This is a genomic window from Sorangium sp. So ce834, assembly GCF_051521425.1.
Classification (GTDB): Bacteria; Myxococcota_A; Polyangia; order Polyangiales; family Polyangiaceae; genus Sorangium; species Sorangium cellulosum_D.
Window position 1 is genome coordinate 2,683,976 of the sequence record NZ_CP150351.1, and the last position, 12,810, is coordinate 2,696,785.

At 72.3% G+C, this 12,810-nt stretch carries 10 protein-coding genes; 7 read left to right on the top strand and 3 right to left on the bottom strand.

Annotation, left to right across the window (positions count from 1 at the left end):
• Positions 1 to 202 precede the first annotated feature (202 nt).
• Complete coding sequence (gene rlmN / locus WMF20_RS09580; RefSeq protein WP_437612599.1) at positions 203 to 1,414, top strand: 23S rRNA (adenine(2503)-C(2))-methyltransferase RlmN; 1,212 nt, start codon at positions 203 to 205, stop codon at positions 1,412 to 1,414.
• Here rlmN and WMF20_RS09585 read toward each other — a convergent pair.
• Positions 1,392 to 2,297 carry a DUF5995 family protein gene (locus WMF20_RS09585; RefSeq protein WP_437612601.1) on the bottom strand — a complete coding sequence of 302 codons (906 nt, stop codon included), beginning with the start codon at positions 2,295 to 2,297 and terminating at the stop codon, positions 1,392 to 1,394. The two genes, rlmN and WMF20_RS09585, sit on opposite strands and share 23 nt — an antisense overlap.
• Before the next feature lie 588 nt (positions 2,298 to 2,885).
• On the opposite strand from WMF20_RS09585, the gene WMF20_RS09590 reads away from it, so the two are divergent.
• Both WMF20_RS09590 and WMF20_RS09595 read left to right on the top strand, forming a co-directional pair.
• Complete coding sequence (locus WMF20_RS09590) at positions 2,886 to 6,341, top strand: nitric oxide synthase oxygenase (RefSeq protein ID WP_437612603.1); 3,456 nt, start codon at positions 2,886 to 2,888, stop codon at positions 6,339 to 6,341.
• An 84-nt stretch (positions 6,342 to 6,425) separates the two neighbouring features.
• Positions 6,426 to 7,391 (top strand): serine/threonine-protein kinase, encoded by a 966-nt coding sequence (locus WMF20_RS09595; RefSeq protein WP_437612605.1) that lies wholly within the window; start codon positions 6,426 to 6,428, stop codon positions 7,389 to 7,391.
• 46 nt (positions 7,392 to 7,437) lie between these two features.
• Here the strand turns inward: WMF20_RS09595 and WMF20_RS09600 are convergent, their stop codons facing one another.
• Positions 7,438 to 7,704, bottom strand: coding sequence for a CVNH domain-containing protein (locus tag WMF20_RS09600; RefSeq protein ID WP_165373892.1), 267 nt, complete (start codon positions 7,702 to 7,704; stop codon positions 7,438 to 7,440).
• Positions 7,705 to 8,137: 433 nt separating this feature from the next.
• Here WMF20_RS09600 and WMF20_RS09605 point away from each other — a divergent pair, with 433 nt between their 5' ends.
• Positions 8,138 to 8,368 carry a hypothetical protein gene (locus WMF20_RS09605; protein ID WP_437612607.1) on the top strand — a complete coding sequence of 77 codons (231 nt, stop codon included), beginning with the start codon at positions 8,138 to 8,140 and terminating at the stop codon, positions 8,366 to 8,368.
• 16 nt (positions 8,369 to 8,384) lie between these two features.
• Here the strand turns inward: WMF20_RS09605 and WMF20_RS09610 are convergent, their stop codons facing one another.
• Entirely contained in the window at positions 8,385 to 9,302 is a 918-nt protein-coding gene (locus WMF20_RS09610) for a hypothetical protein (protein ID WP_437612609.1), read from the bottom strand.
• 354 nt (positions 9,303 to 9,656) lie between these two features.
• On the opposite strand from WMF20_RS09610, the gene WMF20_RS09615 reads away from it, so the two are divergent.
• From WMF20_RS09615 to WMF20_RS09625, 3 genes are all read left to right on the top strand, one after another.
• The gene (locus WMF20_RS09615; protein ID WP_437612611.1) at positions 9,657 to 10,742 is read left to right on the top strand and encodes a hypothetical protein; all 1,086 of its coding nucleotides are present in this window, start codon (positions 9,657 to 9,659) and stop codon (positions 10,740 to 10,742) included.
• Between the two features lie 89 nt (positions 10,743 to 10,831).
• Complete coding sequence (locus tag WMF20_RS09620) at positions 10,832 to 11,686, top strand: DMT family transporter (RefSeq protein WP_437612613.1); 855 nt, start codon at positions 10,832 to 10,834, stop codon at positions 11,684 to 11,686.
• 200 nt (positions 11,687 to 11,886) lie between these two features.
• The gene (locus WMF20_RS09625; RefSeq protein WP_437612615.1) at positions 11,887 to 12,747 is read left to right on the top strand and encodes a hypothetical protein; all 861 of its coding nucleotides are present in this window, start codon (positions 11,887 to 11,889) and stop codon (positions 12,745 to 12,747) included.
• Positions 12,748 to 12,810 lie beyond the last annotated feature (63 nt).

Here is a 12,810-nt window from a genome sequence, read left to right on the forward strand (position 1 = left end):
GCGAAGGGGATGGCCGGGGCCGGTTGTCGGGTCTTCCTTGACAACCGCGTGACGGCTCGCGGAGGCGGACCCGTCGGCTGCTGGGTCCGCGCCGGGGCGTTCGGCCCTCCGGCGGCCGTCCGGGCGCGGGCGCCGCGCCGGCCGCGGGGGCGGCGATCGCACGGCCGCGCGGCCCCGCGCGCGGCGTGCTAGCTGGTGCGCCATGCGCGTTCCGGAAATCCCCGAAGAGAGCGCGCCGGCCCTCCGCGCCGGCGATCCGCCGGCGCCGGCGCCCGTACCGGCGCGCCCGCTGATCCGGAGGAGCGCGCGCGCCGGCGCGCGGCTCGCCGACCACGACGCGGCCTCGCTCGCGGAGCTCCTCCGCAAGGCCGGCGGCACGGCGTCCGCGGCGCGCGCGGTCGCCGGCAAGGTGGTGCGCCACGCGTTCGGCGCGGAGCCGGGCGCCGAGCGGCCCGAGCCGGCGTGGGACGCGGCCGCGCTCGCCGCCCTGGGCATCGGCGCGTGGGCGCACGAGGCGCTGCTCGCGCTCGAGCCCGGCCTGTCGCTCGAGGTCGCCGAGCGGGCGCCCTCCGAGGACGACACGCTCCGGCTGGTCCTGCGCGCGCGCGACGGCGCGCTCATCGAGTCGGTGCTCATCCCGGGGCCGGCCCGCACCACGCTCTGCGTCTCGAGCCAGGTCGGCTGCGCCCGGGCCTGCGCCTTCTGCGAGACGGGGCGGCTCGGGCTCGCGCGCCAGCTCGCCGCCGGCGAGATCGTCGATCAGGTCCGGATCGCGCAGGCGCTTGCGCTCGCCGAAGGACAAGCGCGCCGCGGCGCGCCGCTCCGGAACCTCGTCTTCATGGGCATGGGCGAGCCGTTCGACAACCTCGGCGAGGTGCTGAAGGCCATCCGCCTGCTCACCGACCCGCGCGCGTTCCGGTTCGCGCCGTCGCACGTGACCGTGAGCACCGTCGGGGTCGCGGACAAGATCGAGGCGTTCTTCCGCGAGGCGCGGGCGGAGCTCGCCGTCAGCCTCAACGCCCCGGACGACGCGCGCCGGCAGGCGATCATGCCGGTCAACGCGCGCTTCTCGATGGCGGCGTTGAAGGAGGCGCTCGCGCGATCGCTGCCGCCGGGCCGGCGCGTGCTGTTCGAGTACGTGCTCTTCGATCGGTACAACGACGCCCCGGAGGACGCGGACCTCCTCGCCGCGTACGTCGCCGGGCTCCGGTGCCGCGTGAACGTCATCCCCTGCAACCCCGGCCCCGATCCGGCGCTGCGCCCGCCGTCCGCGGAGCGGCTCGACGCGTTCGTGGCGCGGCTGTCCGGCCACGGCGTGACGACGCTGGTGCGGCGGCCGCGGGGGCGCGACGTGGGCGGCGCCTGCGGCCAGCTCGCGGGGATGGCCCGCGTCAGGCAGCCAGCGCCAGCCTGACGGCGGCGCTCCGGACGAACGGCGCGCCCACCCGGAGCGCCCCGTTGCCCGCCGCGAACGTGCGGGCGACCTTCCCGGAGTGCTGGTTCATCCGGACGACCACCGCGCGCTTGGCCATCTCGTCGGCCGTCTCGACCGTGTCGAGCAAGCAGAGCAGGTCGGTCCAGACCCGGTCGCGCCAGCCCTTGAGCATGAAGAGCACGACGCTGGACACGGTGCGCTGCACGTCCTTGGTAAAGGTCGCGACCCGGGCGAGCGGGCAGCCGTAGCGCTCGCTCAGGATCGCGAAGATTTCCGGCATCGCTGCCGCGAGAATTTCATTCACAAGGTCGTGGTCGTGCCGGTAGCGGCGGAGTAGGCGGGCGTCCTGCGCTGCGCCGTGCTGGACGATGTTCCGGTAGAGCCCGAGGGCCAGGTCGTAGTTGATGTGCGCGTTGATGCCGAGCAGCCCATGCACCGCCGCCGCCGTCCCGTCGGTGCGGCTGCACTGGAACGCGACGTCCCACGCCTCCACGCCCGTCGAGCGCCCGTCCAGCGACGCCGCGAGCGCCGCCAGGTAGTACTCGCAGAAGATGCCGGCGAGGCGCGAGATCCACGCGGGCTCGAGGAACCTCCGGTCCGTGCCGTCGACGACCGCCTCCTTCACGCGGCGCGTGATCACGGCGTAGACGTCGGGGAACACCGCCCGGGGGTCGTTCCTCTCGCGCAGCCGCGCCGCGACCGTCTCCAGCGCCACCAGCGCTTCCGCGACGTTCGCCGGCTTCATCGTCACCCCCTGCAGGATGGCGTGACGCGCGGCGGAGTCCGCGGGACGGCACGCGGCAGAGGACCGCGTCTGCTTGCTCACCATCGCCTGGGGCCGGTCGGAAGTAAGGGTCTTCATGGCTGCGCTGAGCGAGCGAATTCAAGGATCGTGCCCGTATGTCCGGTTCGCAGTCGTACACCGTGTTGAGGTGTGGTGAGCCGCGCCGGGCGGAGCTCGAGCGCGCGCCAGCGCGGCAGGCGCGCTCGTCCGCCGCGCCGGCTCTCGCATGATTTCCGGCGAATCCAGCGGATCTCGTCGATCCGAAACCCCGGGCGAGCGCGCGAGGCCGTCGGAGGTGTTCAGCGGCTCTCGAAGCGGGACCGCCGCGCGGTGGTCACGAGGGCGCCATCTGCCGACACGGTGAGAGCGCTGACCGGCGCGCCAAAGTGCCCCATGGGGCAGTTTGTTACGCGCGGACGGATAACCTTCACGCAAAATGCGGGATGCCCTGACGCTCCGCGTGTTTTGGCGACTTGACGCCACCCTGTGCGACGCGGCGAGCTGACGTTTTGCGTTGACGCGCCGGGACGACGTTTCGCCCGCGGTCCGCCGCGCAATGCGCCGTATCCTGGCGGGCGCGATCGCGCGCCTGCGCGCATCCATCGACATCGACCGGCGCGCGGAAGGGCGGGCTCCGCTCCTCCGCGGCTGCCCCTGCCGAGCACCATGAGCTTCCTCAAAATCGTCTGCTCCGAGCCGAAGAACGACCTCGCCTCCTTCCTCCAGTCCCTGCCGATCGAGCCCGCGGAGCCGGTCGCCGCGCTCGTGCTGAGCACCGCGGATCTCGCCTACCCGCACGTCGCCGCGCGGACGTTCGTCGCGTCGGCGAAGGAGGTGGGCGCGTCGAACCTGCTCTGGGTGGCGCCCTACCTCCCCCCCTCGAGCCGGCTGGGGCAGCAGATCCGCGACGCTGAGGCGTTCGTGCGCGCCTCCGGCCACCGGGTGACGGCCGTGTGGCACGGGCCGTTGCTCAGCGCGCTCAACCTCTGGCGCGAGGACATCCGGCTCCGTCGCACCCTGCCGCTGCCGCTCGGGCGCGGCGCGCTGCCCTGGGTGGCGCCGGCCGACGTGGCCCGCATGGCGATCCGCGCGCTCGAGCAGCCCGACGTGGAGGCGCCGGTCGTCCGCGGCCCGGCCGCGCGCACCGGCGCCGAGGTGGCGGCCGCGCTCTCCCGCGCCGTCCGGGCCGCCCTCGCGAGCGAGCGCTTCGCGTCGCGCAGGTTCGAGGAGATCGATCGCGATCACGACCGCGCGCTCAGCGAGGACGAGCTCCTGCCCTACCTCACCGGGCTCGGGATCCCGGCCGACGAGGCGAGGGCGCTGCTCGTGGCCGCGGACACGACCGGGGACGGGACCCTCGATTTCGAGGAGTTCACCGCCGGGTTGCGGGGGCCGCTCGACAACCTGGTCCAGCAGCTGCTCCGCGAGGACACCTTCGAGATCCGGTACGTCGACACGCCGGCGGACGAGGCCGTCGCGGCGCTGGTCCAGGCGGGCCTGCGGCGGGCGGCGGCCGAGGCGCTGATCGAGGGCTGGGCGAGCGTGGCCGCGGAGGGGATCCCCGAGGGGCCCGACGAGGCCTGGCTCGAGCTCCCGCCCGCGAGCGTCGACGCGTGGGCCGAGCGGCACGCGCTCGACTACGTCAACGTCCACCTGCTCCCCGGGCAAGGGCTCCTCTCGCAGCGCGAGGCGGTCGTCGAGGACGGCGCCGCGATGGGCGCGCTGGCCGGCAAGCAGGCCGCCGTCTCGTCGATCGTGGACAGCGGCGGCCGGATCCTCACGCTCTTCCGCGCGCTCGACGGGAGCGGCGTCTCGGCGCGGTGGCGCGACGCGCCCGCCGCGAGCCTCCGGTGGGTGACGTGCGGGGACCGCGACAGGCGCCGCGCCCTGCTCGTGTCGAGCGGGCAGCTCGCGGGGCTGCACGTGGAGGGCGAGTGGCAGGGCCTCCCCTCGGCGATGCGGCAGCTCATGGCGCGCGCCCCGCTGCCCGGCTGGCAGCTGGCGACGTTCCGGGAGCTCGGCGAGCTGAAGCTCGAGCAGCCCGCGGCGCTGTACGAGCCGAACGAGGTCGTGTGCAACTGCGCCGGGGTCAAGCGGGGGCAGATCGCGGGGCTCATCGAGGCCGGGTGCGCGACGGTGGCCGAGCTGTCGGAGCGGACGCGGGCGGGCCAGATCTGCGGCGGCTGCGTCCCGGCGATCGAGGAGATGTTCGGCGGGTCGAGCCTGGTGCAGGCCGAGGTGAAGGGCGCGCGGGAGCTCGCCCCCGGGATCTTCCAGATCGCGCTGTCGCCGGTCGGCGGCGCGCCGGCGGCGTCCGTGCCCGGGCAGCACGTGCTCGTGCAGGGCTACCTCGATCGGCGCTGGGTGGCGCGCGCGTACACGCTCTCGGCGCCGGCGCGCGCGGGCGGCGACTACGAGATCACGGTGAAGCGCGAGGAGCTCGGGGTCTTCTCCCGGTGGCTGTGCGAGCGCGCCGCGGCCTCGCTGCTGCGCGCCTCGGCGCCGCGGGGCGGCTTCGTCCTCCCGGCGCCGCCCGTGGAGCGGGTGGTGTTCCTCGCGGGCGGCATCGGCGTCACGCCGGCGATGGCGATGCTGCGGGCGCTCGACGGGAGGGCCGACCGCGCCGACGCGCGGGCGTTCCTCCTGGACTGGTCGGCGTCGCGCGCCGCCGACTTCCTCTATTTCGAGGAGGAGCTGCGCGCGATCGCCGGCCGCACGCCCGGCGTCGCGTTCCGCCTGCGCGCGACGCAGGCGGAGGGGCGGCTCTCCGGGGAGGACGTGGCCGAGCTGTACCCGTACCGGCCGGGCTCGCGGGCGCTCGTGTGCGGGCCCGAGGGCTTCATGCGCGACGCGCACGAGCACCTGCGCGCGGCGGGCTGGCCGGCGGACGCCATCCAGCGGGAGCTGTTCACCTCGAACGTCGACGCCGCGGGCACGATCCGGCAGGCGCCGCTCCGGCGGGCCGGCGCCGTTCGTGGGGCCGGCGGGGTCTGTCCGGTCGAGCACGGGTCGTTTCACCTGACCCCGACGGCGCCCGCGGCGGCGCTGACCGAGGCCGAGGCGTTCCTGCGCCAGTGCTACGCGGAGCTCGGCGTGCCCTCGGCCGTGGACGAGCGCTGGCAGGAGGTGCGGGCGAGCCTGGAGAAGCACGGGACCTACGCGCACCTGCCCGACGAGCTCGCCTACGGGGCGCGGCTTGCGTGGCGGAACAGCTCGCGGTGCATCGGGCGCTTCTTCTGGTCGACGCTCCACGTGCGCGACCTGCGGCACCTGACGACGGAGGAGGAGATCTTCCAGGCGCTGGTCGAGCACCTCGATCTGGCGACGAACGGGGGCGACATCCGGGCGACCATGTCGGTGTTCCGGCCGGGGGAGCCGCGGATCCGCATCTGGAACGGGCAGCTCGTCCGCTATGCGGGCTACCGGCTCCCGGAGGGGGGCATCCTGGGCGATCCGGCGAACGTGGAGCTGACGGACCAGGCGCTCTCGCTGGGGTGGCCGGGCGGGGAGCGGACGCGGTTCGATCTGCTGCCGCTGATCATCCAGATCGGCGACGCGCGGCCGCGGTGGTTCGAGCTGCCGCGGGAGCGGGTGCTCGAGGTCCCGATCGAGCACCCGCGGCACGCGTGGTTCGCCGAGCTCGGGCTGAAGTGGCACGCGCTGCCGGCGGTCTGCAACCTGGCCCTCGATCTCGGCGGGATCCACTACACGGCGGCGCCGTTCAACGGCTTCTACATGGGGACCGAGATCGGCGCGCGCAACCTGAGCGACGTGACGCGGTACAACCAGCTGCCGCTGATCGCGGATCGCCTCGGGCTGGACCGGTCGCGCAGCGACACGCTGTGGCAGGACGCCGCGCTGGTCGAGCTGAACATCGCGGTGCTGCACTCGTTCCGGCAGGCGAAGGTGCGGATGCTCGACCACCACACGCTCTCGGAGTACTTCAAGAAGTTCGAGCAGCAGGAGCGGCAGTGCGAGCGCCCGGTCTACGCGGACTGGTCGTGGATCGTGCCGCCGATGTCGGCGTCGACCATGGCGGTGTTCCACACCAACATGGAGAACAAGATCCTGAAGCCGAACTATCTTTATCAGGACGATCCGTGGAAGGAGCGGAAGGGGTAGTCGGGGGCGGGATCGGGCGCGTTTCGTGGTGCCGGCGGGGTTTCCCGATTTGGGCAGGCGGCGGTCTGGTAACCTCCGCGCGCGATGATGGACGACGAGGAGCTCGCGGCGCAGCGCATCGGCACGCGGATCGGCACCTGGAGGGTGGAGCGCGTGCTCGGGGGTGGCGGGATGGCGAGCGTCTTCCTCGGCCGGCGCGCGGACGGCCAGGTCGCGGCGGTGAAGGTCCTGCACCCTTCCCTGAGCCAGATCGAGGAGCTGCGGAAGCGCTTCCTGCGCGAGGGCCCGATCGGCAGCGCCCTGGCCGCGGTCGGCCCGCTCTGCGAGGGGCTGCCGCTCGTGCTGGAGTCGGGCGTCGCGGACGACGGGGCCGCCTACCTGGCGATGGAGGTGCTCGAGGGCGAGACGGTCTTCGACCGCATGGCCCGGGCGGGGACGCTCCCGGTGGGCCAGGTGATGGCGCTGGCGGAGCGGGTCCTCGATGTGCTCGTCGTGGCGCACGCGCACGGCGTGGTTCACCGGGACATCAAGCCTGAGAATCTGCACGTCGGGAACGACGGGCGGGTGAAGGTGCTCGATTTCGGGATCGCGCGCGTGCTCGATCCGCTGCCTTTCGGGATGGGGGAGCTGCCGGAGAAGACGGCCACGAGGACGGGGGTGGCGCTCGGCACGAGCGAGTACATGGCGCCCGAGCAGGCGACGGGGATGGTCCGCGAGATCGACGGCCGGACCGACGTCTTCGGCCTGGGCGCCACGATGTTCCGTCTGCTCTCCGGCCGCGCGATCCACGGCGACGTCGCCGACGCGCGCCTGCTCATCGCCGCGGCGACGGAGCGGGCGCCGTCGCTCGCGCCGTGTGCGCCGGACGTGCCCTCCGAGGTGTGCGACGTCGTGGATCGCGCCCTCGCGTTCCACAAGGTCGAGCGTTACCCCGACGCGGCGACGATGCGCGCCGACGTCCGCGCGGTGCGGGCGGGCCGCCTGCCGCCGTACGTGGTCGCCGTGGAGGAGGGCCGGATCTCGGCGGGGGCCCTGCTCCCTCGCCGCTGAGGGCGCCCGCCGCGCGGCGGGCGCCCTGTCCGGCTCGCGACGCGCGTCAGCGGCGGCCGCAGCGGAGGTGGCCGTTGTCGTTATGGATGTCTCCGGCGCACCGCCGGAAATCGACCATGCGCGTCCTGTGGTAGTGCCCCCTCCGGTCCTTGCACCTCGCGTGCAGCGTGCCTCGTTCCGTTCGGACGTCCCTGCACGTCTTGAGATAGGAGCCCTCCGGCGGCCGTCGTTGCGCTTGCGCCAACTCGGTGCTGGACAGCACGGCAGACAACGAGAGCGCGCCGAGGACCAGCGCGACGAGCGAACTTTTCATGATTCCCCCCTTGGTGCACCGCCTTCGGAGCGATGCTCGGGATCTCATGGGGCGCGCCATTGGAAGCCGCAATCCTGCTGGAGCTGCGAGGGATCAAGGCATGAACGTGAAGAATTGAACCACAGAGGGTACAGAGGAGAGGGGAGAATGGGGAGGGGAAAGAGCAGGGGGAGAGAGGAATGCTAGACCTCTGTTCCTTGATCTCTCTGTCCGCTGTGCCTCTCTGTGGTTCAATTCTCTCTTCGTCTGCCTCGGCGTCGAGCCGTTCTTCTCGCGTCGGGGTCGTGATATGCGGGGACCGGCAGAAGGGGGCGAGAGATGACGGCGTCGCGCAGCTCCTGGTCGGAGCGGGGCCTTCGCACGCCTATACCGAGGATCTCGATGCCATCCTCTCCCTGGAGATCGCCGGCGACGTCCTCTGCCTGTCAATGTGGTGGCCGCGGAGCTGCCGCCGCTCGACGAGATCCTCCGCCGGGTGCCGGCGCGGGTGCGGCGCGTGGAGTTCTTCGCGTGCCCGGACGCGTTCGGCATGACGGCGGCGGCGGAGCCGCACGTGTTCGTGGATGGCGACGACGCCCTCGGCGGCGCGGGGGCGGTGCGGCTCACGGCGCGCGGGCCCTTCCCGGAAGGGCCGCTCATGCTGCCGCGGCCGTTCCGGTGCTGAGCGCCGGCGGCGCCGCTCAGCGCAGGGCCTGAGATGCGCTGGGCGCGGTGAGCGCCTGCGCGTGCCACCGCTCCAGCGTCGCCAGGTCGGCGCAGGCTTCGATGCGCGCCGCATCCTCCGGGGTGAGCTCGAGCTGCCGGTGTGCGAGCACCCGGCGCAGGGCCGCGCGCGCCTCGTCAAGGCGACCTTCGAGGCGGCCCTCAAGCCGACCCTCGTCGACCAGACGCTGCTTCATCTTGGGATTGGCCGAGAGCAGGACTTCCAGGATGCGGTCCTGGCGCGCGTCGATCTCAGGGTCGCCGGTCCTGGCGAACCGCCACAGGAGCTCCTCACGGGCCGTCGTCGACATGGGCAGGTACTGTAGCATGGACAGCACCCATTCAAGCGGCCGGCGCGGCGCCACCCAGCGGGCAAACTGGTCGAGCGGCGGCCCAGAGCGGGCGACCAGGAACGGCACCAGCTCGTCGCACAGCGGCAGCTCGTTCGCCGCCACCCACACGAAGCAGCGCCCCAGCGGCTCCACGAAGTAGCAGCCAGGAGCAAAGCGCACCGGGTGGCGCGCCTGCCTCAGCCACTCCGGAACGTGCGGCGCTGCCAGCCAGAGCGGCGTTTCGCCCGGCCAGGACGGAGATCGCTCCTTGACCCGCTGCACCTGCCTGGCCTGCCGGCGAAGCAGGGCCCGCTCCACCGCGCTCATGTCCAGGTGGTCCCCCGCGAGCTTCAGCTCCACCACGATTTCCTCGTACGTTTGCGCCGCCGGCCAGGGGGCCGGCAGGTGCGCGAGGAGGCCCGGGCGGCGAATCGCGAGCAGGCCGTCGGCCTGCACCTTCTCCAGCCTGATCTCGGGCGGGTCTCGCCACATCACCGCTCCCTCCGTGACCCGCTCGGTCTCTTCGGCAAATGTCCGCTTCGCGAACAGGTCCGGCTGACCCATCGTAGGCCGGGCGGTAGCAGACCGTGAGCGCCGCAGCCAGCGTCATCTGCAGAAGGTATTGCCACGGGACAGTGTTTCAGAATGAAGCACAGCGACGGCTGCAATCCTCGAACGAAAACGACGCTGTCCCCGTAAGTCGTCTGGCAGGCACGCCGCCGAGATCGCGCTCGACGCCGGCAGCGCCCTTATCCGCTTCCCGGCGCTGCGCCCGCGACAAAGCTCGCCGCCTTCACGAGATCCGCCTGGAAATGCGACCGCGCCGCCGCGCGCCGCGCGCGGAGCCGCCTCTTCGCTTTGATGACGCATGATGAGCGGTGACGAGCGGATGGGTTTCCTCGTCTGATCTCGCCCGCCTTGCTGAGCCTGTGTTACTCCGGAGGGGTGCGCGCCTCGTTCCCGATCTCGATCACCCTGTCGATCACGTCGGCCGTCGCCGGCCTGAGCAGCTCCAGTTGCGCCGACGATGCCGCTCCCGCGGCGGGCAGCTCGCCGGGCACAGGCAGCATCGGCGGTAGCAGCAGCGTCGGTCCCGGCAGCGGCGGCCTCGGCGGCGGCGGCGCCCCCGGAGCCTCGTCCGGGTCGCTCGACGCCGGGACGTCCAGCTCGGCCGGCGCGGGGGGAGGGGAGGCGGGCCAGCTCGACAGGTTCGGGATCGCGATGCTGCGGCCCACGCTGCCCTCCGGCAAGGCGTGGTTCTCGACCTGGGACAACGGGGCCGCGCGCACGTTTACAGGGATCGACCCGGCCGACACCTGGTTCGACGCCGACCACGGCGACGCCTCGTATGACACCGACGGCCAGGGCATCCTCAAGATCAGCGGCAGGGTTCCGAGGATGTACGTGCACGACCCCGCCCTCGAAGACCAGTGGCGCGACGTCGAGGTGACGATGTACTTCCTGCGCGCCGACGACGACGGGACGCCTTATGGAGGGCTCGTCGCCATGGCGCGCACCAACCACGGCACGATCGGCGACGAGGATGTCGACAAGTGCGACACGCGCGGGATCGCTGCGCGCATGCGCTACGACGGCAAGATCGATTTCGAGAAGGAGACGAACCACCCCGCCTCGACGGCCATCCTCAGCAGGACGTACTGGGAGGGCGGCATGCCGGAGCAGGTCTGGATCGGGTACAAGCAGCTCGTCTATGACCTTCCGAACGGCGATGTGAAGCAGGAGCTCTGGATCGATGAGACCGACGGCGCGAACGGCGGCACCTGGGTGAAGATCCTCGAGCACGTCGACCAGGGGACCGACTTCGGCGCGGGGGGCGAGCCCTGCCAGCAGGGCATCGATGCCGCGATGAGGCTCACCCGGGAGCCGACCCGCCCGGGCTCGGAGACGGGAAAGCCCAACATCACCGTGTATTTCCGGAGCGACGGCGTACTGACCGACGGGCTCCTCTACAAGAAGGGCAGCGTCCGCGAGATCGTGCCCTGAGCTGCGCCCGGTCGCGCGGGCGGCGCTCGCGACGCCGCCAGCCTGAGCATCTGGCCGATGGTTCGGGTAGGCTCGGCGCCCTCGTTCACATGGTCCGTTCTCGACTGATGATCCTCGCCGCTGCGGTCCTCTGGTCCACCGGAGGAGCTGCCATCAAGCTGATCTCCCTCGACGGGTGGCAGATCATCTCGGGCCGCGCGCTCATCGCGGCGCTGACCTTGAGCCTGGTCATGCCGGGGGCGCGCCGCTGGCCGTCGCGGCACGCGCTCGGCGCCGCGGCGCTCTACGCCGTCACGATGGTGCTGTTCGTGCTGGCCACCAAGCTGACGACGGCGGCGAACGCGATCTTCCTGCAGTCGACCTCGCCCGTATATGTCCTCCTGCTCAGCCCCCGGCTGCTCGGGGAGCGACCCTCTCGCAACGAGAAGCTCGCCGTCCCCGTGTTCCTCCTGGGCCTCGGGCTCTTCTTCCTGGACCAGCTCTCGGCGGGACAGCTCCTCGGCAACGCCCTGGCGCTCCTCTCCGGGCTCGCGTGCGCGTTGTGCCTCATGAGCTTCCGTGCGTTCCCGGACGACCACGCCGCGGTGCTCGTCTCGGGCAACCTCCTCGCGTGCCTCTGCGCGCTCCCGATGGCGCTGGCCGGCGCCGCCCGCCCGGGGCCGCTCGACCTCGGGCTCCTGACGTTCCTGGGCGCGGTCCAGATTGGCCTGTCGTACGCCCTGTTTTCCCGCGGCGTGCGTCACACGCCGGCCGTCGAGGCCTCGCTGCTGGCGCTGGTGGAGCCGGTGCTCAACCCCATCTGGGCGCTCCTCTTCGTCGGGGAGCGCCCCGGGCTCTGGTCGACCGCGGGCGGCGCCATCATCCTCGGCGCCACCGTGTGGCGGACCCTGCAGGTGGCCCGCGCCGCGTCCTCGAGGGCGCCGCTGCCGAGCTCACCGGCGTGATCCCCGGCCGGAGGGCGAGGATTTCGATGAAATGAGGTTGGCCGGACGGCGCAGGCGCGTCTCGAGCGCGAGGTGACGATGGTTCTCCTGCGCGCCGACGACGACAGGGCGGCGCCAGAATCCTGCGTGACGTCGGGATGGCGCAAAATGGTAATCCGACGAGCCTTCACGCAGGGCGCGGCTTCGCCGATCTTGATGCGATGAACCTACGTCTTCTTTCAGCTTTGACGCTCGCGATCGCGCTTCCTGCATCCGGGTGCTCGGACGCCGGCTCCGATCCTGGCGACTCCGGCGCCGGCGCCGGCTCCAACTCCGGGGGCGCCGGCGGCGACGACGAGGGCGGTCCCGGGGAGATCGCCGGCGGCGGCGGGGGGAACGGGCTCTCGAGCGCGGTGAGCGTGATCATCACGGCCGACAACGCGTATGGCTTCGGCTACGGGACCGGCGACGAGCTCCTGAACTACTTCGGAGGCATCGAGAACAACCTCGCCGGGGAGATCTTCTCCTGTCCCATCGGCAACGGGCCCGAGTCGTACACCGTGCCGGCGGAGTCCGCGAACGCCGGGCACTACCTCTACATCATCACGTACGCCGACAAGCTCACGACCCAGGGCGTGATCGGCCAGTTCTTCCGCGAGGGGGCCGAGCCCGTCTTCACGGGCAACGGCGGATGGGAGGTCTGCGCGACGGGCGAGGACTACGACCTCGGCTCGCACGGGCCGACGCTGGAGACCATCAACCAGCAACTCGCGAGCTGCAACCGCGGTGATCTCGACCCGCAGACGAGCAGCGCCGGCTGGGTGACGACCGAGGCGTCCGCGCACGGCCACGTCGTGTTCGGCGAGGCGAACGACACCCCTCGCACGGACCCGGAGCCCGGCAACGAGTTTCCCATCGTCTGCGGCATCGACGAGGAGGCCCGGTGGATGTGGTACGAGTGGGAACCGGACCGCAGCACCGGCAGCCCGTTCCTGTGGCCCAGCGGCAGCGCGGGCAACGTCACCAAGGATTTCCTGATCTTCCGCCTCGGCGCCGAGCTCATCCCCGAGGTGCCGCGCTAGCGACGCTCGGCGCGCCCGCTGTCCTGGGCGCCCGTCTTCCGGGGTCGCGCTCGCGCTGTGCGT

Coding starts and splice junctions, on each gene's coding strand:
- rlmN (WP_437612599.1), top strand. CDS start 203: ATGCGCGTTCCGGAAATCCCCGAAGAGAGCGCGCCGGCCCTCCGCGCC.
- WMF20_RS09585 (WP_437612601.1), bottom strand. CDS start 2,297: ATGAAGACCCTTACTTCCGACCGGCCCCAGGCGATGGTGAGCAAGCAG.
- WMF20_RS09590 (WP_437612603.1), top strand. CDS start 2,886: ATGAGCTTCCTCAAAATCGTCTGCTCCGAGCCGAAGAACGACCTCGCC.
- WMF20_RS09595 (WP_437612605.1), top strand. CDS start 6,426: ATGATGGACGACGAGGAGCTCGCGGCGCAGCGCATCGGCACGCGGATC.
- WMF20_RS09600 (WP_165373892.1), bottom strand. CDS start 7,704: ATGAAAAGTTCGCTCGTCGCGCTGGTCCTCGGCGCGCTCTCGTTGTCT.
- WMF20_RS09610 (WP_437612609.1), bottom strand. CDS start 9,302: ATGGGTCAGCCGGACCTGTTCGCGAAGCGGACATTTGCCGAAGAGACC.
- WMF20_RS09620 (WP_437612613.1), top strand. CDS start 10,832: ATGGTCCGTTCTCGACTGATGATCCTCGCCGCTGCGGTCCTCTGGTCC.
- WMF20_RS09625 (WP_437612615.1), top strand. CDS start 11,887: ATGAACCTACGTCTTCTTTCAGCTTTGACGCTCGCGATCGCGCTTCCT.